This window comes from Companilactobacillus muriivasis (assembly GCF_036246245.1).
GTDB lineage: Bacteria > Bacillota > Bacilli > Lactobacillales > Lactobacillaceae > Companilactobacillus > Companilactobacillus muriivasis.
Genome location: NZ_BTTQ01000002.1, coordinates 315,002 through 338,427, shown reverse-complemented (window position 1 = coordinate 338,427; position 23,426 = coordinate 315,002). Strand labels below are relative to the sequence as shown.

17 protein-coding genes are annotated in these 23,426 nt (G+C 36.6%); 4 read left to right on the top strand and 13 right to left on the bottom strand.

The window, feature by feature from the left end:
- Positions 1–533 precede the first annotated feature (533 nt).
- The 5 genes from AAA923_RS04435 to AAA923_RS04415 form a co-directional block, all read right to left on the bottom strand.
- Positions 534–1,052 carry a hypothetical protein gene (locus tag AAA923_RS04435; protein WP_338214887.1) on the bottom strand — a complete coding sequence of 173 codons (519 nt, stop codon included), beginning with the start codon at positions 1,050–1,052 and terminating at the stop codon, positions 534–536.
- A 296-nt stretch (positions 1,053–1,348) separates the two neighbouring features.
- Entirely contained in the window at positions 1,349–2,716 is a 1,368-nt protein-coding gene (locus AAA923_RS04430; RefSeq protein ID WP_338214885.1) for a PTS transporter subunit IIC, read from the bottom strand.
- A gap of 58 nt (positions 2,717–2,774) precedes the next feature.
- Positions 2,775–5,102 (bottom strand): beta-galactosidase, encoded by a 2,328-nt coding sequence (locus AAA923_RS04425; RefSeq protein WP_338214884.1) that lies wholly within the window; start codon positions 5,100–5,102, stop codon positions 2,775–2,777.
- Between the two features lie 15 nt (positions 5,103–5,117).
- Positions 5,118–6,374 carry an oligosaccharide MFS transporter gene (locus AAA923_RS04420; RefSeq protein WP_338214882.1) on the bottom strand — a complete coding sequence of 419 codons (1,257 nt, stop codon included), beginning with the start codon at positions 6,372–6,374 and terminating at the stop codon, positions 5,118–5,120.
- A 120-nt stretch (positions 6,375–6,494) separates the two neighbouring features.
- Positions 6,495–7,409 (bottom strand): helix-turn-helix domain-containing protein, encoded by a 915-nt coding sequence (locus AAA923_RS04415; protein WP_338214880.1) that lies wholly within the window; start codon positions 7,407–7,409, stop codon positions 6,495–6,497.
- Positions 7,410–7,746: 337 nt separating this feature from the next.
- On the opposite strand from AAA923_RS04415, the gene AAA923_RS04410 reads away from it, so the two are divergent.
- Both AAA923_RS04410 and AAA923_RS04405 read left to right on the top strand, forming a co-directional pair.
- Positions 7,747–11,052 (top strand): DUF5107 domain-containing protein, encoded by a 3,306-nt coding sequence (locus tag AAA923_RS04410; RefSeq protein WP_338214878.1) that lies wholly within the window; start codon positions 7,747–7,749, stop codon positions 11,050–11,052.
- The gene (locus AAA923_RS04405) at positions 11,052–12,074 is read left to right on the top strand and encodes an aldose epimerase family protein (protein WP_338214876.1); all 1,023 of its coding nucleotides are present in this window, start codon (positions 11,052–11,054) and stop codon (positions 12,072–12,074) included. Before AAA923_RS04410 ends, AAA923_RS04405 begins: the two co-directional genes overlap by 1 nt.
- A 347-nt stretch (positions 12,075–12,421) precedes the next feature.
- Here the strand turns inward: AAA923_RS04405 and map are convergent, their stop codons facing one another.
- Together map and uvrC are read right to left on the bottom strand one after the other, a co-directional pair.
- On the bottom strand, positions 12,422–13,261 hold the full coding sequence (gene map / locus AAA923_RS04400; protein WP_338214874.1) for a type I methionyl aminopeptidase: 840 nt from the start codon (positions 13,259–13,261) through the stop codon (positions 12,422–12,424).
- Positions 13,262–13,279: 18 nt separating this feature from the next.
- Entirely contained in the window at positions 13,280–15,097 is a 1,818-nt protein-coding gene (uvrC, locus tag AAA923_RS04395) for an excinuclease ABC subunit UvrC (protein ID WP_338214872.1), read from the bottom strand.
- Positions 15,098–15,899: 802 nt separating this feature from the next.
- On the opposite strand from uvrC, the gene AAA923_RS04390 reads away from it, so the two are divergent.
- Positions 15,900–16,052, top strand: a complete 153-nt coding sequence (locus AAA923_RS04390) for an SPJ_0845 family protein (RefSeq protein WP_164480478.1) — start codon at positions 15,900–15,902, stop codon at positions 16,050–16,052.
- 132 nt (positions 16,053–16,184) lie between these two features.
- On the opposite strand, the gene AAA923_RS04385 is transcribed toward AAA923_RS04390, so the two are convergent.
- From AAA923_RS04385 to pfkB, 6 genes are all read right to left on the bottom strand, one after another.
- Positions 16,185–16,781, bottom strand: coding sequence for a TMEM175 family protein (locus tag AAA923_RS04385; protein ID WP_338214870.1), 597 nt, complete (start codon positions 16,779–16,781; stop codon positions 16,185–16,187).
- A gap of 100 nt (positions 16,782–16,881) precedes the next feature.
- Complete coding sequence (locus AAA923_RS04380; RefSeq protein ID WP_338214868.1) at positions 16,882–17,409, bottom strand: hypothetical protein; 528 nt, start codon at positions 17,407–17,409, stop codon at positions 16,882–16,884.
- Between the two features lie 136 nt (positions 17,410–17,545).
- A complete protein-coding gene (locus tag AAA923_RS04375; RefSeq protein ID WP_338214867.1) occupies positions 17,546–18,250 on the bottom strand; it encodes an MgtC/SapB family protein in 705 nt (234 codons plus the stop codon).
- A 363-nt stretch (positions 18,251–18,613) separates the two neighbouring features.
- Complete coding sequence (locus AAA923_RS04370; protein WP_338214865.1) at positions 18,614–19,144, bottom strand: PTS sugar transporter subunit IIA; 531 nt, start codon at positions 19,142–19,144, stop codon at positions 18,614–18,616.
- 140 nt (positions 19,145–19,284) lie between these two features.
- A complete protein-coding gene (locus AAA923_RS04365; protein WP_338214863.1) occupies positions 19,285–21,210 on the bottom strand; it encodes a fructose-specific PTS transporter subunit EIIC in 1,926 nt (641 codons plus the stop codon).
- A gap of 3 nt (positions 21,211–21,213) precedes the next feature.
- Entirely contained in the window at positions 21,214–22,143 is a 930-nt protein-coding gene (gene pfkB, locus AAA923_RS04360; protein ID WP_338214860.1) for a 1-phosphofructokinase, read from the bottom strand.
- Between the two features lie 265 nt (positions 22,144–22,408).
- On the opposite strand from pfkB, the gene AAA923_RS04355 reads away from it, so the two are divergent.
- Complete coding sequence (locus AAA923_RS04355) at positions 22,409–23,158, top strand: MurR/RpiR family transcriptional regulator (RefSeq protein ID WP_338214859.1); 750 nt, start codon at positions 22,409–22,411, stop codon at positions 23,156–23,158.
- Positions 23,159–23,426 lie beyond the last annotated feature (268 nt).

The window sequence follows — 23,426 nt, the reverse complement described above, 5'->3', positions numbered from 1 at the left end:
AAAACGCCACAAGAACTCTTTGCTAGTTCCTGTGGCGCTTAAAGACATATTTATAAACTTCAAATACTGATATCACTTGGATTCAATTTATTTTGTCCAAGTGGCTAACTTGTTATTGAAATTTTCGATTCATAAATATTTATCATTCGTAAAATTAAATCTTGATGAACCGCAAATAGGTGATATCAACTTTAACTAAAGGAACAGTGACAAAGACAAACTAAGATTAGTTATAAATAAAGATGCATTTCTTTATCCGCAACTAATCTTAATTTGTTTTATATTAAAATGGTCAGAATCTCTAAGCGCATCTACTCCTATTCACCACGTCCTTTAGTAAGGATTATCCGTATTGGTTCCCCTACTTTTCCTGATTCCCTTTAATTATTTTAATAAATCGAGGATAAAAAAATCACATCCTTTGATGTGATTTTTACTGTATAACCTATTCGTTTGTAGATACCTAATTAAAAATATCAGTACCCTTGCCAACCGTGCTATCGGTTAACGAATCAGTCTCATTTTCTATCAAATTATTCTTTCATCTGAATCCATTGATTACCACCAACTTGGTAATAGCTAGGTTCATCAGGAAAACTCATAAACGTTCCAACTAACCAATTACCTGCTGGTAAAGTCTGATTAGTTTTTTCCATCCTATACGAATTGGCATTGAAGCTGAAAATCGGATAAGCACGATATGTTTCCATAGCATAAGCTGTATCTTCCTTATTAACATATACCACATCGCTATTCTTAACCCATTCGTTCGTTGCAACTCGGTTATAGCCAGTGTCTGTATCAATGCTATCGGCCGTCTGATCAGTATACCAATCACTATTAGCTGACAATGCTCGATCAGTTACAGGTGAAAAATTATATTTTGGATCCCCTAGACCGCCAGATACTTGTTCTCCTTTAGCAAATAAACTAGTTACTTTTAAAGTATGAACATATCTGTGGCTGGCAGCTTGAACATTTGCTGTGTTGAAACTTCCTACTGACATCACAACTAGTGCAGACACAAACATCATTTTGACGAACTTTTTCATATTAGTACGCTCCCCTATTGTTTACGCAAATTGTATCATGGCTCAAGTTAGGTAAACAATGCGAATCGGGAATTATTTTTAATCGCTGAGACCAATCAACAACATCAGATAACGCATCTATCCTTCATCCCAGAAATTTGCTGTGAAGAGGGCCGTTAACTTTAGTCAAGAGTTTGTGCGATACGTCTGTTTTTACCCATTATTAATATGAGGTCCATGGTTTCTTACCACTTTTTAGAGCTCCTGATACTAAAAATATAACTGATTATAAAAAAAGCATCCTCAACGGATGTTTTTTAATTTTTCGATTCAGCAACATAAGCCTTGTTACGTTGCTTCATTCTTCTTTGATACCAATAGAACAATAATAAGTAAACCGCCAAGGCAACAACAGTCATACCAATGAACTTAACATCCCCACTAGAAGACTTACCAATCATGATTGCCAACAACTGTTCAATTGGCCCTTCTTTAGTAGCAGAACCGATTAAACCGATATTGTTATTATTCGTTAACAAAATATTTTTAAACATTGAAGTAATAAATGGTGCTGTCAAAGTTGCTGACCAGAGAAAAATCGGAATTTCGACGATTCCAATTACAATCATACGCATGACTTTACCACGAGTAATTACCAACAATGATGGTGTAATACCCATGGCAATCAAGCCACCCAAAGGAATAATACGATTACCTGGCAACAAGAATGCTTCAATAATTAAGCATGGTGCCAAAATGTTAGCCACTGACCACACTTCTGGTCTGCTGGAAAGAAATGCCCAATCCAAGCCAATAAATTTCACGTCAGTGCCAGCTTTTTTGTTCAATTTATCAGTAATCACTTGAATAATCGGATCAAGCGATGACGTCAGCCATGAACCAATAACATTGAATAATTCTAGAAATGCACCCAATAGAAAGGCCAATCCTAGAGTATCCTTCGCATTTATTCGACCCATCAAGCCAATCAAGATTCCCATAAAGAAACCTGTCGCAAATTTGGAACTCCAGAATCCCACTGCTTTATTCAATTTAGCGGAGTCAAAATTAATTTTATCAATACCCGGAATTATTAATGTACAAATATCATTCAACAACATGACGATTGGATTCATCAAATAATTCATATGGGTCGAAGTCATCGGACTATTCTGGTCTTTCATTAAATCATTAAAAGTAGGCTTCATCAAATCAGAATTAATGAATTTCAAAATCCCTAAGCCGATAACGAATACCAAGCTGACAACAATATTAGCACCCATATAGACTGCCAATAAACCAACAAAAGACAAGTGCCAAATATCGAAGACATCAATATCCAGTGTTTGTGTCCAATGTTTTCGTAACAGAATTAAATTAACAATCATCATTACAAGTAACACTAAAAGATTATAAGCCGAACTCCACGTAATAATCGCTGCTGGGGTCCACCCGAGATCAATAATATTCAGTTTTAATGACGTCTGTTTTACTAATTTGCCAATGTCAACGTTATAAGTTTGCATCAACAAGACTGCTAACGAAGCCGTAGCCATAATAGCAATTAAAAATTTGACGATACTCTCAACTATCTTGGTTGTCTTCAACTTACCCACGACCATCAAGATTACAAAAATTAAACAAACGACTACCAAACCATTGGCATAAGTGAAAAAGCTGTTCAAAGTGAATCCCCCCAAATAACAAAAAGCTAAGGAAATATTTTCCTCAGCCTTTTATCTTCTAAATTTTGAATCTATAGACCGATGTCAGAGTTATATTCTCAAGTTTCATTATCTCACCAGAGTCAACTTCACTTCTAGCTGCCATTGGCGAATCACTCTTAATTTCTTGATCTTTTCTGATTGGAGTAATTGAAATATAAACTTTTTCATCGTTGCCGACATTAACGTTGTGACGCAAACCAATTTCCCAAGTTCTACCATTGGCATAATTATCATTAATCAATTTATCTTGATAGAATGCGTAACCAATATCACCTTGGTAATCGATCTTCAAACGAATATCTTTAATTGAATCCTTAGTTAAATCATTCGTATTAATACTCAACAAAACTTTACCGTCGCTGACTTGTTCCTGACTAAATTCAGGTACCACTTTATCAGTTGTCAACGTGTACTCACTTGTCAATTCGGTTTCTTTAGTCATTGTCAATTTATCCAACAATTTTTCAGAAATTAGACCTTTGATAGCCCTCACATCAATTTCATTATTTTCACTTTCAAATCTAAGACCATCTTCATCAACTAACAATTGTGAATCGCTGAAGAGAACATTTTCACGATTATCATATGAGAATTTCCAGAAATTTAAACTTTCTTGAGTTGTTAGTGTATAAATATCAGTTTCCTTACCACTAGCATCTGTCAAAGTCATCTTAGTCATTGCCGAAGCATCAGGGTGCACAATCACTAGTCCATTTTCTTGACTAACTTTACCAGCTGACAACTTGATATCCTTAACCGTGCTTTGATCGAAGACATATTCTGGTTGCATACCTTGTGGTTGATAGAAAAAGTAGCTCATCTTTCCAGCGTGTTCCATCTTAGTAATCAATTGCACCATGGCTGTCTTTAGAACGGCTTGACCAAGTTTTAAGTTGAATGGCAAGATACAGCTTTCTTCCTTATCCAAATCAAATCCGCCCTTATAAGGCATACGTAACTCTTCATGATCCAATTCTAGATTGATTGATTCGTTACGTTTGTCTTCATTTTGAACATGATCTTGATAATTATTGATAAAGACATAGCCCGAGCCATCATTTTGTCTAACGGAATATCTTAACTTCTGTGTATCTTCTGGTTTAATATCTTGGCTGCCATCAGGTAAAACAGTTTCCATCTTACAGAATTCGTCTTGGAAAGTAGTAAAGAAGTAATGTTGACGCTTGAGACGATAGTAAGAAGGTCTAGCTTGACCAAATTCTCCCAATACGGCTTGATAATCATAACTAACTTTAGGTGTAGCTGTTTCATTTAAGTAAGGTGTCTTGATTCCCAATGGATTTGACCCACCATGGAAGACATAGTAGCCGACAAAGTTACAGCCACTAGCAACCTTAACATTTGTCATCGCATCGACACTTTGATATGGCAATTTGAAACGATAACTGTAGAAGACAGTCATACCACCACCCATTTCACAGGCTGCATAAGGTACTTCCTTAGGATCATATTTTGGATCAAAGTTATATGTTGGATAACGATAATCACGATAAATATATTCTGGAGTTGCTGGATGCTTTTTGACTGATTTGTCGTAGAAAATCCATGGCCAGAAGGCATAGCCACCCCAAAGTGGTAGCACGGTATCGGTTTCAGCGACAGCACCGCCCCAGCCAGTTCCGGTATAAATTGGTGCTACCATACCAGCATCTTTAGCCAACTTCTTCAAAGTCTTAATATGTTCATTGCCATCAGAACCTGAAGGAATCCATTCATTACTTGTACCAGTAGTTATTTCCCATGAAGCTCCGGCATGTTGAAATTCATTTTCCAATTGAATGCCGATAATTGGGCCACCGTCTTTGTAAAATAATCCATGAACTTGCTTACCAATTTCGTCATATAAGTTTTTAACATAGCCTAAATAGCGTTTGTCATTAGAACGAGTGACCAATGGTTCAGCGTATAACCAATCTGGAAAGCCACCGTTTCTAGCCTCACCGTGATCCCATGGCCCAATTCTCAAAATTACATCAATTGAGTGTTTCTTACATAATAGGATAAAACGACGTAAATCTTTGTTGCCAGTCCAATCAAAGTGTCCTTTAATTTCTTCATGATGATTCCAAATTACGTAAGTTGGCACAATATTAACGCCAGCCATCTTCATCTTAATCAGTTCATCTTCCCACTCGTCACAATTGTAACGGCTAAAGTGAAATTCACCACAGATTCCAAAGAAAGGATGATTATTTCGAACCATATAGTGATTAGTGAAACTGAATTCATTACCTTCGGGATCTTTCCCCTTTAATTGTGGCAATGATGGATGAATATCATTTTCTTGATTTTTAAGATTAATTGAATGTTCAAAAACTTTCATTATATGACTCTCCTCCTATGCTGTGGCTTCTTCGCTGTCGCCTTGAGCAAATTGATTTCCGTAATTAAGCGCTTTCTTATCACCTGTCAACAACTTCATTGACATCAATGTAAAGATGCTTGATAGGATTCCAATTAAAACATATGTCGTTGAGAATCCGATTGCTGCATACAAAGTACCAAACAATGGTGAAAGAATAATTGACATAGCTGAACTAGTAAATAAGCAACCTAGATAGACAGATGATGAAAGACGTAAGTCAAAGTTCAATGAAATGTACTTAAATTGAGCAACTAGGAACAATGGTTTTTCAAATGAGTGAATACACTTCATAATTCCAATCCAAAGTGGACCCCATTGGAATGAAGAACCGACAATTCTGATTGACATAATAGTACCGGCTAACAATAAAGTACGTTTAGCTCCTAATTTCTTACAAATTACTGGAGCAAATGCCAAGAAGATTGCTTCAAAGAATGTTTGAATTGAACCTAAATCACCAAACCACTTGTTACCAGCGGCTTTAGATGAAAATTGTTGAACGAAATATGTACCAAACTGTTGATCATAAACATCATAGATTGAACCAACACCAATCATAAAGATCAAAAGGAAAATAAATTTCTTATTTTTAACAAGTCCAAAAGTATCCTTGAGCTTAACTGAATCAGCCTTTTCCTTTTCTTCCATCGACAAATCGATTTTAGTTGAAGCTAAAGCAATCATAGCTAATAATCCAGCTAATGAAGCTAACCAGAAAGTAATATTAGGGTTGATATTAATAATTCTACCGGCTAAAAATGTAGCTGCTGCCCAACCGAATGAACCAAACATTCTACATCTACCGTATTCAAAACCATATTTTCTTGAAACTTTATCCATGAATGAATCAATTGCACCATAACCGGCGTTGAAAACAAATCCCAGATAAATACCACCGACAATGGCTCCTAACCAAAAGAAACTCTTTAACAATGGACCATATACATAAATAAAGAATGGACCGATTGGCAATAGGATCAAGAGAATTCCGAGTAATAAATTCTTTCTCAAACCAATCTTATCTGATACATAACCAAAAAGTGGTTGCATAACAAGTGCCATTAAAGAATTGGCAGAATACAAAATACCAGTTTGCGCACTACCGATTCCCATAACTTGACCTAACCAGATAACGAAGAATGACATCGCTGCTGACCATGCAAATAGGTAAAAGAAACTGACTGCACTGATTGCAATATAATTACGTTTACGAACATCCAAATTTAACAATTCTAAGCAACTCCTTATATAAATTATTAATTTTGTAGACCTACATTTTGAATTCACCAAAATAATAAAATAAAAGCGCTTACATAAACATAGACGGAATTACTAAAATGATGGACAAAATTACACACCCTGATTTATTTTAATTCCACTACCGTACTGATTTCTAAAGTTAGCAGGTGAAATATGGTAGACCTTTTTAAAAGTTCTAGAAAAGTAATATGGATCATTGTATCCCAGACTCTGAGCAATCTGCTTAATTGATAAATTAGTATTTTGCAGGTAATGACTGGCCTGTTTTACCTTGATGGAAGTAATGAATTCATTCGCACCCATGTTCAAATTCTTCTTAAAAATACGGCTTAGGTAACTGACTGAAACACCTAAATATTGAGTCAACTCTTCCAAAGAAATATGTTGATCCAGATTATCATAAATATATTGAATGGCTCTTGTCAGATGTTCATTCCCCATATTCTTACTTTCCTTAGGCAATTTCGAACGATAGACAATATATGCTAACAAGGTACCTAGTATTTGCGTATCATAGAAAACCGATTCAAAAGAAAATCCAGAAGTTAGTGCCTGAATCATTTGCCAAAACAGTGACATCAAATAATTAATCCCATCTTCAGACTTCTCATCCAAATATTCAAAATCTGGTTTGTCCTTATATAGTGGTGCCAAATATTCATCCACTGCCTGACCAGAAAAATGAATCCAGAAAATATCCCAAGGATGATCATTAGAAGCAAAATAAGTATGTTCTTTATTTGGAGGCATCAAAATAATAGAACCACGTGTCATTTTCCAAGTTCTATCTTTTGACTGAACAGTCCCCTCACCTCGTGTACAAAAAATCATCACCCATTCATCAGTTCCGTGCGGACGATGCACATAATGATACTGAGCATTCGGATAAAATCCCAGATCCGTACCATATAATTGCCTCAGAATAGAAGATTGATCAAATTCTCTCAGAATTTCTTGTGGCAAGACAAACAAGTATTCATTAGCAAAACCTTCTAATTTTTTCAAAGTAGGCCTCCATTTTTTAACTTCAATTTAAAACAAAAAAATACCCTAGCTAGAGGTTTCGAGGGATGGAGTTCAGCAGTGATAGTGGTGTTAGGACGGTGATTTTTCCGTTCTCATCGATGGTCGAGACAGTTCTTTGCCCCAAGCCGGTCCCACAGCAAACTCCATCCCTCGAAACCTCTGACGGCATATCCAATATAACATCAAATTAGAATTAAATTAACACGTACAGTCAAACCAGTGCACGATAATCCATCATTAGTCGGTAACTATGCATTCAAAGTAACCGTTTTCAGTAATATTATGTCCTTAGAAAAGCAAAGGAGATAAGTTACATATGGATACTGTTATCAATCAAAATGACACTCTCGTTACTGTTACCGAAAAGAAAGTCGTTATTCCAACTTACGAAACTGGTAAACCGGAGAAGAATCCCCTGTTCCTGGAGAATCGTGCTTATCAAGGCAGCAGCGGTAAAGTTTACCCCTACCCTGTCACTGAAAAAATTCAAGATGTTAAAAAAGATAAAACTTACACAGCCGTTATTTTAGAGAACAAATATGTTCAGATAACCTTTTTACCAGAATTAGGTGGTCGAATTCAACGAATGCTTGATAAGACTAACAATTATGATTTTGTTTACTACAATCACGTCATTAAACCTGCTCTAGTCGGTTTGGCTGGGCCTTGGATCTCTGGTGGTATCGAATTTAACTGGCCACAACACCACCGTCCTGATACTTATTTGCCAATCAATTACCGTATTCAAAATAATTCTGATGGTTCCAAAACTGTTTGGATGAGTGATGTTGACCGTATGCACGGTACCAAAATCAATGTTGGCTTTACCTTGTTCAAAAACAAATCATATTTAAAACTGGAAGAAACTTTCTCTAACCCAACTGAATTACCACAAACATTCTTATGGTGGGCTAACCCAGCTGTTCCGGTTAACGAACACACACAATCTATTTTCCCACCTGACGTCCACGCCGTTTTCGACCATGGTAAACGTGCTGTTTCAACTTTCCCAATCGCAACTGGTGAGTATTACAAGATGGATTATTCAGCTGGTGTTGATATTTCACGCTACAAGAACATCCCAGTGCCAACTTCATATATGGCTGCCCACTCCGATTACGATTTCTTGGGCAACTACGACTATCAAAAGAAAGCTGGATTATTGCACGTTGCTGATCACCACACATCCCCTGGTAAGAAACAATGGACTTGGGGTAATGGCAACTTCGGTAAAGCTTGGGACCATCAATTAACTGATAACGATGGACCTTATATTGAATTGATGGTTGGTACTTTCACCGACAATCAACCGGACTTTACTTGGTTAAATCCTCATGAAGAAAAACATTCTGTTGAATATTTCATGCCTTATCGAAATGTCGGCGCTGTTAAGAACGCTACTATCAATGGTGCAATCAACTTAGCCAAGACTGATAACAAGATTGAAGTTTCAGCTTACACTACGGCTGCACATAAGAACGCTAAATTAGTCCTCAAGCATGATTCAGAAATAATCAAAGAATTCACACTTGATATTGCCCCCGATGAGCCTTTCGAAAGTCAATTAACAACTATTAATTATCCCATTGAAAGTTTAAGTCTCAGCTTATTCGATGAAAATCAGGATCTTTTAGTCAAATATATCCCTAAAAAGAAACAAATCGAGAAGATTCCCGATCCAGCCAAAGCCATCCCTGCCCCACAAGCTCTAAAAACTAATGATGAATTATTCTTTGCTGGCCAACATCTTGAACAATATCGTCACGCTAGTTTTGACCCTAAAGACTATTATCTTGAAGGTTTAAAACGTGATTCTCGTGATGCTAGAATCAATGATGCCTATGGACTTCTCTTGTACCGTAATGGATTATTTACCGAAAGTGAGAAATACTTCAGAACTGCCATCGATCGAACAAATGAACACAACACTAATCCAGCTTCCGGTTCAGCAATGTATCATTTAGGATTAAGTCTTCTAAAACAAGACAAAATAAATTCTGCCTACGATGCTTTCTACAAAGCAACCTGGTCAAACGACACCAAAGCAATCAGTTTATTTGAAATGACTAAGATAGCCCTTCAAAAGCAAGATTATGAAAAGGCTTATAGTTTTACTAAACAAGCTTTGAATTACAACTATCAAGACAGCACAACTAGACTAGCTGCAATTCATATTCTGAACTTATTACATCAGACTAAAGCCGCCCAAGAATTATTGTCTGAAAGTTTAGTAATCGATCCATTAAATCTAGGCTTACTTTATGAGGCTAAGAAATTGAATCCTGACAACAAAGACTATGCTGACCGCTATGCTAAAGTTAGCGATAAACTAAATGACATTTTACATTTAGCTACATTGTTCATTGAAATGGGTCAATATGTTGACGCCATTCAGGTACTGGAATCTAACAGTTCTCAAAATCCATTGCGAGAATACTACCTAGCTTACACATACGCATTGAATCAGGCTCCAGAGTCGGCCCTTGCACATGCTGAAACTGGTGCATCACTTTCTCCAGACTATGTTTTCCCTAACAATTTATTTGATATTATTGTTTTGAAGAAAATTATTGAATTAAATCCAAGCGATGGCTTAGCTAATTATTATCTAGGAAATATTAACTATGATCGTAAGAATTACGATTTAGCTCAAACTTACTGGGAAAAATGTACTGAATTAAATCCTGATTACGCAATGGCCTATCGTAATTTAGCAATCAAATACTTTAACAAGAATAACGATTCCAAAAGTGCACAAACTGCTCTTGAGAAAGCTTTCCAATTAGACCCCGAGAATGCCCGTCTAGTCTTTGAATTAGACAATCTTTATGAAAAACTGAACCGCCCTATCGATCAACGTTTGAGTTTCTTAGAAAATCATGAAGACTTGGTCGCTGCTAGAGATGATAGTTACACACAATTGATCACGCTACTCAATGAAACTGGCAAATTTCAACAAGCCTATAACAAAGTCATGTCCCACAATTTCCATCCTTGGGAAGGTGGTGAAGGTAAAGTAAGTACTCAATACAAGTATTCATTGGTTGAATTAGCCAAAATTGACTTAGACAATAATGAACCAAAAGCAGCTATCGACAAATTAACTAAAGCTCTGACTTATCCGGAAAATATCGGTGAAGGTAAACTTGTAACAATGCATGATAATATCGTTGAGTATTACTTGGGTGTTGCTTATAAAGCTGCCAACAATCCAGATAAAGCCCAACATTACTTGACTGAAGCCACTAAAGGTATCGACGAACCAACAAGTATGATGTATTATAACGACCAACCAGCTGATTCAATTTTCTATCAAGGACTTGCCTTTGAACAATTAAGTCAAGGAGAAAAGGCAATTGCTAGATATCACAAATTGATTACTTATGGTGAAAAGCACGTCTTCGATAAAATTTCACCAGACTACTTTGCCGTTTCCTTGCCCGATTCATTGTTGTTCGACGAAGACTATAAAGAAAAGAATCAACTCAGTTGCTACTACCTAATCGGCTTAGGATACTTAGGATTAAATAAGGCTACTGATGCAACAGCCATGTTTGCTAAAGTCAACGAACGAACTAATCACTTCCAATCAATTAAACATTTGGAGAAATTTCAAAAATAATGATGAACATTTCAACTGACAATTACGATCAAGATAAAACTGAAATAACACTACAAAATTCCCATGGCATGACCGTTAAACTTTTAAATTACGGTGCCACCATGGAGAAAATACTTTTACCTGATCACAACGGAGCTTTTCGTGATGTCATTTTAAGCCTGGTTTCCCCCAGTTATTATGACAAACATCGAAATTACCTCGGCGGTACAGTTGGTCGTGTAATTGGTCGAATTAAGGGTGGCATTTGGCAAAAGGATGCTCAGACAACCTATCAATTTGAGTTGAACGAAAATCAGCAGACCCACTCCCATGGCGGCAGACATGGACTGGATACTCAAACTTTTGCCTTTCGGATTGAAGAAACTAACGAAACATGCAGTGTAATTTTCACTTATCTCGATCGTGATGGTCACAACGGTTACCCTGGAAATTTGAACGTAACGGTCAAGTACACTCTCAATAACAGCAATACTTTGACATATTTAGTTTCGGCAACCACTGATCAAACTACCCTCTGCAATATTGCTAATCATACGTACTTTTGTTTAGATGGACCAGATACTAATGTCAAACAGACCACTCTTCAAATACCAGCAGATACTTATTTACCATTGGATGAACAACACCTACCTCTAGAAAGTCCTGCTGCTGTTGGAAATACTTGCTTTGATTTTCGAAAAGGCACTCCAATTGCCCAAGCATTGAATAGTCAAAATAGTCAAATCCAACAGGAAAATGGTCTTAATCACCCCTTCATCATAAATAATGAGCAACCGATATACTTGGAATCAGGCGACCAAAAAGTCAAGATGACTATGCGAACAAACGCCCCATCCATCGTGACATATACTGGCAATCACTTTAATCACAGTGGTTATACAAAAAACCTAGGTCAATATTGCGGCATTGCCCTAGAAGCTCAAATCCCACCAAGTGCAACACATGATCTGACAGAAATGGTTCTGTCCCCCAGCGACCAATTCCAAAGACAAGTAACTTGGAAATTTGATTACGATATTTAACCACTAACTGAAGATTGAAAGTTAAATATTCGATGTGACCATTGTCGTACAAGTCAAAGTTGTAATTTATTTAGTTTTAAAAAATAAATTAGTTGGAAGAGCTGAGAGTATTTATCCGCAGCGAAAGTGGCGTTATGGCTTTAGCCATTACACCACCGGGCGAGTTGGAGACTTTTCGGTCTTTGAAAAGGCTTCAACCGAGGTCCGAGACCGCTCTTTGGCTCGGACCGTACCGCGCAGCAGATGAATACTCTCAGCTCTGGAAACGGCATCCTTTAACCACTAAAAAAGGTATTAGAAATGAAGTTTTAATCAACCTCATTTCTAATACCTCTTTTAATTACAATTTATTTAGCTTGTTTGTGTTCCTTTAGATAATCTTGAGCCCACTTCATATATTTAGCATCTTCAGCGGCGTCTTGTGATGTCAAAATCTCAGGACCATTTTCTGTGATAGCTAATGTATGTTCATATTGAGCTGACCATGAACCATCGGCACTGGCATAATAAATCCAGTCATCGTTAGGGTCCTTTAATGAACGGTCAACGATTTCCCAAGTACCTTCGTTAATCATTGGTTCAATAGTAATTGTCATACCATTCTTCAAACGTAAGCCTTTACCAGGTTCACCATAGTGCAATACGTCGGGTTCCTCATGCATTGTAGGTCCAATTCCGTGTCCACAAAGATCACGAACATCACCATAACCATGTTCATCTTCTGTATAGTGTTGGATAGCATAACCGATATCGCCTAAACGATTGCCTTCAATACTTTGAGCAATTCCTAAATAAAGTGACTTCTTAGTAACTTCCATCAAGTCAGATGTTTCTTGACTAACGGAACCAACGCCGTAACTCCAGCAAGAATCACTTTCATAACCCTTGTAGTTAACAGTCATATCAACTTTAACAACGTCGCCTTCCTTGAGAATCAAATCTTTTCTAGGTGTGCCATGAGCAACTTCGTCATTAACGTCGATACATGTAGCGTACTTGTAGCCTTCAAAACCTTTTTCAGAAGGAGTAGCACCGTGACTAACAATGTAGTCATTGGCAAATTCTTCAATTGAATATGCAGAAATTCCTGGTTTGATCATGTCGCGTAATCCCAAATGGACACCAGCCAAAATCTTACCAGATTCACGCATTCCTTCAATTTCTCGTTCTGATTTTAATGTAATCATATAATAAATATCCCCCAACTATCCTTTATGGTATTTTTTATGAAAATCGGTACTTGCTAATGTAATTTTAATAGTCTGTGCTGTCGTCTTCGGAATTCCAATATCAGTCAACTGTTCAATGCTGGCTTCTTTCATCTTCTTAACTGAACCAAATTTCTTCAACAACTTGGTTCTAGTTTTAGGACCAACACCTTGAATATTATCCAATTGTGACGACAAAGCATTCTTACTTCTCGTCTTACGATGGAAAGTAATAGCAAAACGGTGAACTTCATCTTGAATTCTTTGTAGTAGATAGAAGCCTTGACTCTTTCGATCTAACACGACTTCGACTCCATCCTCACCAGCAATCAAGTGTGATGTATTATGGTGATCATCTTTGACCATACCTGCAACTGGAATGTCGATCCCAAGTTCGTTGTTCAAGACATCTATAACAGCACGTAATTCAATGATACCACCATCCATCAAAATTAAATCTGGCAATGGATCTTTTTCTTTAATCAAACGCGAATAACGTCGATAAATTACTTCTCGCGTATTGGCAGCTTCATCAGCACCCGATTGATGCTCAACTTCACCTTTAATCTTGTACTTACGATAACCACTCTTCTCAGGACGACCATCTTTAAACATAATCATTGCTGAAACCGGACTGGTTCCCTGAATATGCGAGTGGTCAAATGATTCAATAACATGACCATATGGCAAATCCAATGCCTCAAAAATCTGCTTCTGAGCACCATAAGTTTGTCGATTATCTAGCTCCATCAATCGGAATTTCTCTTGCAAAACTAATTTAGAATTCTCAGCAGCCATGTCCATCAAATCCTTCTTTTGACCACGTTGCGGTGTTCGGAAAGGAATATTCAAAACTTGTGAAAGTGTTTTCTTATCCAAGTTATCAGGTACTAAAATTTCTTTAGGCATAACTTGGTTACGACGATTATAAAATTGCAGAATAAACGTCGATAATTCTTCCTCAGGACTATTGATGCAGGCAAAAACTTTCTTTTCACGTTTCATCAAACGTGCTTGTCTAATGAAGAAAATTTGAATTGAGATCCAACCTTTTTCAACGTAGTAATTAAAAATATCTCGTGGCGTACTATCATTGGAAATAATCTTCTGCTTTTCAACGGTCGTTTCGATATATTTGATTTGATCACGCAATTCAGCGGCACGTTCAAATTCCATCAAATCAGATGCTTTCGACATTCTATCTTCTAGTTGATGCTTGATTTCGCCAACATTACCACCTAAGAAACGTTTGATTTTCTCAATTTGCTCATCATACTGCTTCTTAGGAACTGTCTGGAAACAAGCTCCCAAACACTGTCCCATGTGATAATACAGACAAGGACGACCAAGATTTCCCTGACAGCGACGTAATGGATAGACCTTTTGTAAAAAGTTCAACGTGTTAGATGCAGCCCAGACGTTTGGATAAGGTCCGAAATAATAGGCACCATCTTTTTTAACCAAACCAGTAATTTCCATTTTGGGATCACGTTCGTTGGTAATCTTAATATAAGGATAACCAGTCCCACGTTTCAACTTGATATTGTAATAAGGCTGGTGCTTTTGAATCAGAGTGATTTCCAACAAAAAAGCTTCCTTATCATTGGAAGTAATAATAGTTTCAAAATCGCGGATTTCTGAGACTAAACGGGCAGTTTTACCTTCATGCGAACTCTTGAAATATGAACGAACACGATTTTTTAAATTTTTGGCCTTGCCGACATAAATAATCTTGGAGTTGATATCTTTCATCAGATAACACCCTGGACGCGGTGGCAATAGGCTTAATTTATGTTCCAAGTATTCAGTTGCCAAAGAAAACCCTCCCTCAAAATACTTTTAGACTCATTTAATCTTAATTTAAACAATTTAATTGTCAACTAAAATGCAACCATATGTTCTATTATACAATTATTATGATAATAGTTTAAGGGCTTGCCGTCTCCAGGGATGAGAACATTGTACCCGCTATGCGGACCGGCCTGAGCCAAGGTCTCAGCCCTCGGTTTGAAGCCTTACCAAAGTTCGGTAAGTCTCCAAACTCGCCCGGTGGTGTAATGGCTGAAGCCATAACGCCACATCCACAGCGGGTACAATGTTCTCATCCCTTCCGACTAATTTATATTTATATATATGCAATCTATCTCACGATTTAATTAAATACAGAAAAGCTCTAAATTGGTATTTATTGATTTAATTCTTATAATCATTAAACTTCCTATCAATTTTAAATATCCAACTCTAGATATTTTCAACAGGAAGAAAGTTATACTTATATCCAAACAATTAAAGTTTTAATTATACTCAAACCCCATTTAATACGAAGAGTCTAGTCGGAAGAGCTGAGAAATATTTGTGGGCAGTGAAAGTGATATAAGGACGCCAGTTCTTATATCACCGGGCGATTTTTGAGACGTGGGTTTCGGCTCAAAATCGAGGTTCGAGACCGCACTCTGGCTCGTACCGGTCCGCACAGCCAGTGAATATTTCTCAGCTCTGGAGACGACACACTTCATTACCAAAATAGTTTAAAATAATAGGACAAAAAATTGTCTTTTGTGCTTAAAGGTTCTATAATGTAGTTAAATATAAAGATAACTGAAAGGGGCTGATACCGATGGGCCTAACAGTGAAACGTGAAAGCAATTTTGGCAGTTTATTTGATAAATTTGCCTCTCTTCCCGATGATGTAAAAGAAAACGTAAAACGCGTAGATTCTGCAGATAAGAAATCTTCGAAAGATCAAAAGAATCTTAAAGATAAAAAATAAGCTTCTCTTGTTTAATGTCACTTCTCGTAAGTGAATGAATGCCATTTATTTTTACTATTTCTTTAGTTAAGAACCCTTTTGATAAATGTGAAAGGCCTAAGACAATTGTCTTAGACCTTTTTTGTATCTATTTTAAAATAATTTGTCACTGTCCTCGTTGAAATTTCCACCAACGAATAATACTTGAAAAGCAATCAGCAACATCTGTAAGGCAGGCATGAAGATTAGAATCAGTACCCAAATGATAATTGCTGCTCCAATAAACTTCCAACTTGTAAATGCTCGATATATTTTCATCTCGCGAATACTTTTAGAAATCTTATCATAACCAGCTCGTTCATTCTCTTTAGCAATCGTATATGTCAAAATTGAATAAGCTAACGACCAAGCAAAATAGACGATAGCATAAAATATTTCAGGTCCCTGAACATTCAAATCGCGCCCCACCCAAGCAGTCGCCACTGGAATAAATGATGTTGTAAACATCCAGAAATTGTTAGTCCAGAATACTTTTCGTGTGATTACTTTAGCCTTGCTGAACATGTAATGGTGATTGTACCAGGCAATTCCAATAAACAACCAGCCCACTGCATAAGAAATCATATATGGAACTTGTGGCAGAATGGCTGATAGTTTTGACGATTCAGGAGTTTTAAACTCCAAAATCATGATGGTCAAAATAATGGCAATAATAGCGTCAGTAAAAGCCTCAACTCTTGATTTATTCATAATTTTCTCCCCTTTAGAAAGAAAATTATATCAATAAATCAGAATTGAGGCTTTTCTAATATTGTAATAATTCTTTATATATTTTGCGATTTAAACAATCTTAAATTGCTCCGTATCTTTCGCCATGATTGATTTTCGTTTGAATGAAATCAGCGGCAATTACAGGCAATTGAACGTCACGACCTTTGTCATTGAGATAACTATCAGTCGCTAGAACTCTTCCATAAAACTTGATTGGATCATTTTCTTGAACATTAACATTGCCACGTTCAAAATCTGACAATTTATATTTCAATTTAATTGTTCTTGATGCATCATTCCCATCTAATGCAACAAGAATAAATTTGCGGTCAATATTCAGATTTTTTATATGTCCACGTTGATAAACCTTTGTTCCATAGTACAAACTCGTATTGGAATATAAATTATCAAACGACACATAAGCATAATTTTTACGCTCTTTGCCGAATTCAGAAACAGTTTTTTGCTTCGACTTGTCCATTAAATTGATCTTGGTTTCTTGAATACTTCCCGCAATTTTCCCCTTGGGCATAATCAAATAGACCGTTGCCAAAATGAATGCACATAAAAAAGCGATAAAGAGTCTGGTCGGTAAATTTCTTATCATTTAATTCCCCCAATAATTCAAAGATAGCAAAGGTCTAGACTAATTACAATCAGTTTAGAACATTTAAATATTTAAGTATCTTTTTATAAACGAACCAATAAAAAATATTCCTAAACTCTAATTTAGGAATATTTTTTTAAACATTTATTGTTTCTACTTTAATAATATTATCATTCATTGACAATCCTTCAACTATATCGACATAATCCAAGCTCTTGCCAAAGTCAATCGAATAGACATTGGTATAAACTTTTTCATCATCTCGTCGAGTCACGCTGAAACGAACGCCTTCCACAGTAATATCATTTTTCTTGAAATAATCATCAATAAATTTTTTTGTATCAACCTTGTGCAGATATTCAATTTTTAACTTCCGCACCGGACTGATACGAATTATCTTCTTTAAAAATCCTAACACTGCATACACCACCAAAAATCCTGCGATTGCGATAATATAGTCACCCATACCAACTGCTAATCCAAGACAGGCAACGACCCACAAACTAGCCGCCGTCGTCAGTCCTCTGATTGAATGATGTTCAACAATAATTGTTCCTGCACCTAGAAAACCAATTCCACTGACAACTTGAGCAATCAGACGAGCATCATCAGCTCGAACAACTCCCTTTAATTGTGGATACTGCCTGGCAATGTCTAGGGCATTAAAACCGATATTTTGTTGGATCATTGCGATGATACAGGCACCTAAACATACTAAGACGTGCGTTCTCAATCCAGCTGGTCGATGTTTATAGGCACGATCGATACCGATAATACCTGCGAACAGAACTGATAGCAACAGTCTAATTACTACTGTAAGAACACTTAATTGACTCTGCAAATAACCCCTCCAATGTTCTTGTTCATAAAGGTTTTTCCGCATCCCTCTTTCAGCAATACAGACGCTATGGGGACCGGTGCGAGCCAAGGTCTCGCGCCTCGATTTGAAGCTTCGCAAAATACGCGAATCTCCAAACTCGCCCCGTGGTGTAATGGCTAAAGCCATAACGCCACCTCCACAGCTGTCTATATTGCTGAAAGAGGGATGCTATTGTATTGAAAAATACGACTAAATCTTCCATGAATATCGTTTCATTAAAAGATTTAGACTTCTTAAATAACTTAAACCTTTAATTCAATAACTATAAGTATACCATTACCGGAATTATTCTTAAAAAACTCGTCAAAAAAAGTAAATTTTAATTTAAATAAACAGCTTGCTTATTTTTTCTGGAGTCGTTGCTCTATTTAATGCTGGAACGAATCCCTTCTTCAAAAGTAAGCGCGCGACACTCGACATATATGGAATATGTGCATAATTCTTTTCTGGATCTGGAATAACCAAGGAAATAACTGTTTGAATTTCAACACCTTTTTTCCATTCAATTGGTTGAGCTAGTTTAACCACGAACATTGTTAATTTGGAAACCGATTCATCCTGAGCATGCGGCATTGCAACTCCATCTCCCAAGTCAGTCGAAGCATCGTTTTCTCGAACTAAATATTTGCCGTATAACGCTTCGATATCAACATTGGCATCATCTGCATGAGCTAAAGTAGCTAAATATTTCAACAACTCATTTCGTGATTTCACTTGTACATCAACAACGATATTTTTAACATCCAAAATCTGAGAAAAGTCACTCATCTGATCTTGCTGCTTAACATTAGGGTCATTAATCGGCCGACTACTATCGGGAGTGAGAAAATCACTAATTTTTTGCCAAATCGACATAAAAATCACCCTCCTTTTTTCATTAAATCACTACCTATATAATACTATCATTTTAACGTAAGTGCTTTCATACAAAAAAATAGTCCCAGCAGAATTTCACTAGGACTATCATTGGATATTTCATTATCGAAGTGCATAAATTACTTGAACAAATTAAGAATTTCGTCTTTAGTTTGAGCATTTCTCAATGAATCAATAAATTCATCATGCATTAAAAGTTTTGAAGTACTTGATAAATATTCAAGGTGATTGCTTCCGTCATCTTGATCAGGAATCAAGAATGAAATAACAATATCAACTGGTTTATTATCAAATGTCTTCCATTCAATTGGTTGTTTTAATTTAGCAATCAACATTGCAGAACTGTGAATAGTCTTATCTTGGGCATGTGGAATGGCAATACCTTTCTCCATACCAGTTGAACTTTCTTTTTCACGAGCAAGATATTTTTCATAAACAGCATCTGAATCTGAAGCATATCCTAATTTCTTTGAAAAATCAGCTAAGTATTTCAATAAGTCATCACGTGAAGAAACATCTACATCCAATGCAATATTATCTTTATTAACAATTTCACTTAAATCATTATTACTTGTTTCTTTTTCAGCAGGTTCTGATTCTGGTTCGGCATCAACGGCAACATTTCCAAGTGGAGTTGCGACCATAGCAGCATCATGTTTACTTTGACGTCCAGCAACGATTGATAGTAAGAATCCAGAAATCAAAGCACCGATAACGATCCAAAGAACCCATAGGAATGGTTTGTTAACTAATGGTAGAACAATGAACCCACCGTGTGGTGCGGGAACAGAAATTTTTGTTACATAGGAAAGAATTGCGGCAACTGCTGAACCAATCATAAAGATAGGAATATTTAGCAATGGGTTCTTGGCAGCAAATGGAATAGCACCTTCGGTAATGTGAGTGGAACCAAGTAAGAAGTTAACATATCCGGCACTACGTTCCTTTGATGTATAAGCTTTCTTATTGAATAGAACAGCAAAACCTGTAGCTAGTGGTGGTGCGATACATGCAGCAGAAACACCGGCCATAAAGAAGTAATTACCTTGGGCTAACAAAGCTGTACCTGTTAAGTAAGCAGCCTTGTTAATTGGGCCACCCATATCTGAAGCACACATAATACCAACGATTAATCCTAAAAGAATTGGACTGGAATTTTCCATACTCTTTAAGAATGCCATCATTCCAGTATTGATATCCTTCATTGGCACTGAAATGTACCACATGATTGTTCCAGAAATCAAAACACCTAGAACTGGGAAAATGAAGATTGATTTCAAACCGTCGAGTGATTTTGGTAATGATTTGAATAATTTCGTTAAGAGAACAGCAACATATCCGGCTAAGAAACCACCAACGATACCACCTAAGAATCCTGTACCATTAGTATAAGCAATCATACCGGTAACAAATCCAAGTACCAAACCGGTTCTTTTACCAATAGCCTCAGCAATATAGGCACAAAGCACTGGAACCATTAAGTTCATGGCAAAGCCACCAATTGTGTTAAGTAAAGCAGCGATGGCGTTATACTCGGCACTCTTTGGATCTGCGGAGTTGATACCCCAGAAGAATGAAACAGCTGTTAGAACACCACCAGCAACAACCAATGGCAACATGTGTGAAACACCATTCATCAAGTAAACATACATCTTGTGCCAGAATGAACCAGTTAACTCAGTTTCCTCAGAACTACTTGCACTAGAGTTACCTGAACTGTGATAAACAGGTACATTTTTATCATTCAAAATTTTTTCAATCAGTTCATCAGGTTCCTTCATACCTTTAGTAACGGAAACATTAATCAAACGCTTGCCATCAAAACGGTCAATATCAACATCTTTATCGGCTGCAATAATAACCCCGTCAGCCTGATCAATTTCTGATTGTGTAAAAGCATGTTCAACCCCAGATTGTCCGTGAGTTTCAACTTTGATTGAAATACCACGCTTCTTAGCAGCTTCTTCCAAAGCTTCTTGAGCCATATAAGTGTGGGCAATTCCTGTTGGACAACCAGTAGCAGCAATAACTGTATATTTTGCCATATTTTATCCCTCCAATTGCGTAATTTTAATTTGTTTCATAAGTTCATCTACATCACTGAAATCTGTCAAACCAGCACTAGCAGCCGTTGAACTTGCAGCTGCTAAACTTCGCTTCAGATTATCTTCAAGTGACATCCCTTGTTCGATACCAGCTAAAAATGTTCCTAACATCGTATCGCCTGAACAAGCCGTATTAACAACCTTTATTTTTGGAGCATTTCCAAGCAATACATGTTCGGAATTAATGAACAATGCACCCTTGGCACCCAATGAAAGTAAAATATTTTGAACACCCTTCTTGAGTAATTCTTTTGAATATTTCACTAATACATTGATATCGTCCGTGTCTGGTTGGTCGAACCATGATAATAATTCTTCATCATTTGGTTTGATCAAGTATGGATGATGCTCAATGGCAGAAACAACATCCGGATAACTTGTATCTATTACCAAATCAAATCCTTGTTTTTCGGCCATTTTGGCGATTTCAACGATAATTTTTGGTTGAATTCCCTTAGAAAAGCTACCTGAAACAACTAACTTATCATCTTTAGTTAATGTAGCCACTTTTTGAAGAAATTCAGTTACTTTGTCAGCGCTTACCTCAGGTCCGTTATTTACTTCTTTATATTCCGTATCAGTGTCCAACACACGTGTGAAAACATTGATTCTTGAAATCCCATCAATATGTGTAAAATCTGTTTCAATGCCTTTGTTACGCAATGATTCTTCAATAAAGTTACTTGTAAAACCACCACCAACGCCCCAGGCAGTGTTATTAACACCTAAATGTTTTAAAATAAAGGAAACATTGACACCCTTACCATTGGGTTGAATGTCATAACTATTAGTTCGATTAACGACTTCCGGTTTCAAATGATCTGTTTCAATAAATAAATCTATTGCCGGGTTTAAGGTACACGTATAAATCATTTATTTAACCCCTCTTCAATTTCATAACGTATGGCGCTCTGATTAAATATCCCAGCTCTTCCGACTAATTCATTGATAATAATTGAATGTATAATTATATAAACATTTTTACATTCAGACTATTCTAGATGATGGGATAATTATTAATTGGCACTCATCCGCTTCAATAAATATAGTATAACTTATGTTATCATGTAAATGTTTTCATAAATGGACCACATGGACCGATTCTCGAAAAAATCTTTACAATTAGGAAGGATTTTTAATGACTACTAAATTAAGTACATCTGAACAATACCTTTGGGACTATATTCAAGAAAATCTAACCGACATCCCTGACCTTTCGATAGTAAAACTGAGTGCAGACGCTAATGTCTCGACAGCCACTATTGTTCGTACGACTAAAAAGATGGGTTATTCCGGCTATACCGATTTTCGACAACAGTTGATTACCAAAAGTAAAAATAACTCACAATACAAAAACTTGGAAAAAGTCGATCATGATATTAAACAAGCCATCATGAAAAATAAGTATGAAGTCGACAATACTCTTAGCATGCTTAATGTTGGTTCAATTGAGGATGCTGTTCAAAAGATTCGTGAATCCAACGATATTTACATCTTTGCTCGTGGTTTCTCAGAATTCATTGCGCAAGAAATGTTAGTCAAATTACAGCTATTAGGTAAAAACTGTGTGATGAGTTCTGACCCAAATATCATCGTGACAATGAGTAAACGTATTAAACGTGAAGCCCTAGTCATTATTATCAGTTTAAATGGTGAAACTAAAGAACTCGTCGAGGGTGCTAAAAATGCCTTTGGTAATGGTGTCAGCACGATTACGATTACCACTAATGAAAAAAGTTCCATTGCTAAATATTCTGAAATGGTTTTGCTTGGATACAAATCTCAAACTTCGTATTTTCCTGATTATGAAGTTAGATCTCGCTTACCATTACAAGTTATTAGTCGTATACTCTTAGATTCATATGTTATTCGAACACAAAAAAACTGACCTCATAATTAAGAGATTAGTTTTTTTTCGTATGACACTAATTGACAATCTATTACAAAAAAGCATTTTGATATTTTCACATTCAATTAACAACGATTAATTAGTCGGAAGAACTGGAAAATATTTGTGTGCCGTGGTAGTGGTATAAGAGCGGGAAATTCTCCCGTTTTTATACCACCGGGCGTGTTTGGAGACTTACCGTTTTTTGATAAGGCTTCAAACCGAGGTTCGAGACCGTACTTTGGCTCGGGCCGTCCCGCACAGCTTG

Bases quoted from the DNA above. Each gene is read 5' to 3' on its own strand.
- AAA923_RS04385 (WP_338214870.1), bottom strand. From the start codon at position 16,781: ATGAATAAATCAAGAGTTGAGGCTTTTACTGACGCTATTATTGCCATT.
- AAA923_RS04435 (WP_338214887.1), bottom strand. From the start codon at position 1,052: ATGAAAAAGTTCGTCAAAATGATGTTTGTGTCTGCACTAGTTGTGATG.
- pfkB (WP_338214860.1), bottom strand. From the start codon at position 22,143: ATGATTTATACGTGTACCTTAAACCCGGCAATAGATTTATTTATTGAA.
- map (WP_338214874.1), bottom strand. From the start codon at position 13,261: ATGATTACATTAAAATCAGAACGAGAAATTGAAGGAATGCGTGAATCT.
- AAA923_RS04355 (WP_338214859.1), top strand. From the start codon at position 22,409: ATGACTACTAAATTAAGTACATCTGAACAATACCTTTGGGACTATATT.
- AAA923_RS04390 (WP_164480478.1), top strand. From the start codon at position 15,900: ATGGGCCTAACAGTGAAACGTGAAAGCAATTTTGGCAGTTTATTTGAT.
- AAA923_RS04405 (WP_338214876.1), top strand. From the start codon at position 11,052: ATGATGAACATTTCAACTGACAATTACGATCAAGATAAAACTGAAATA.
- AAA923_RS04425 (WP_338214884.1), bottom strand. From the start codon at position 5,102: ATGAAAGTTTTTGAACATTCAATTAATCTTAAAAATCAAGAAAATGAT.
- AAA923_RS04365 (WP_338214863.1), bottom strand. From the start codon at position 21,210: ATGGCAAAATATACAGTTATTGCTGCTACTGGTTGTCCAACAGGAATT.
- AAA923_RS04410 (WP_338214878.1), top strand. From the start codon at position 7,747: ATGGATACTGTTATCAATCAAAATGACACTCTCGTTACTGTTACCGAA.
- AAA923_RS04380 (WP_338214868.1), bottom strand. From the start codon at position 17,409: ATGATAAGAAATTTACCGACCAGACTCTTTATCGCTTTTTTATGTGCA.
- AAA923_RS04370 (WP_338214865.1), bottom strand. From the start codon at position 19,144: ATGTCGATTTGGCAAAAAATTAGTGATTTTCTCACTCCCGATAGTAGT.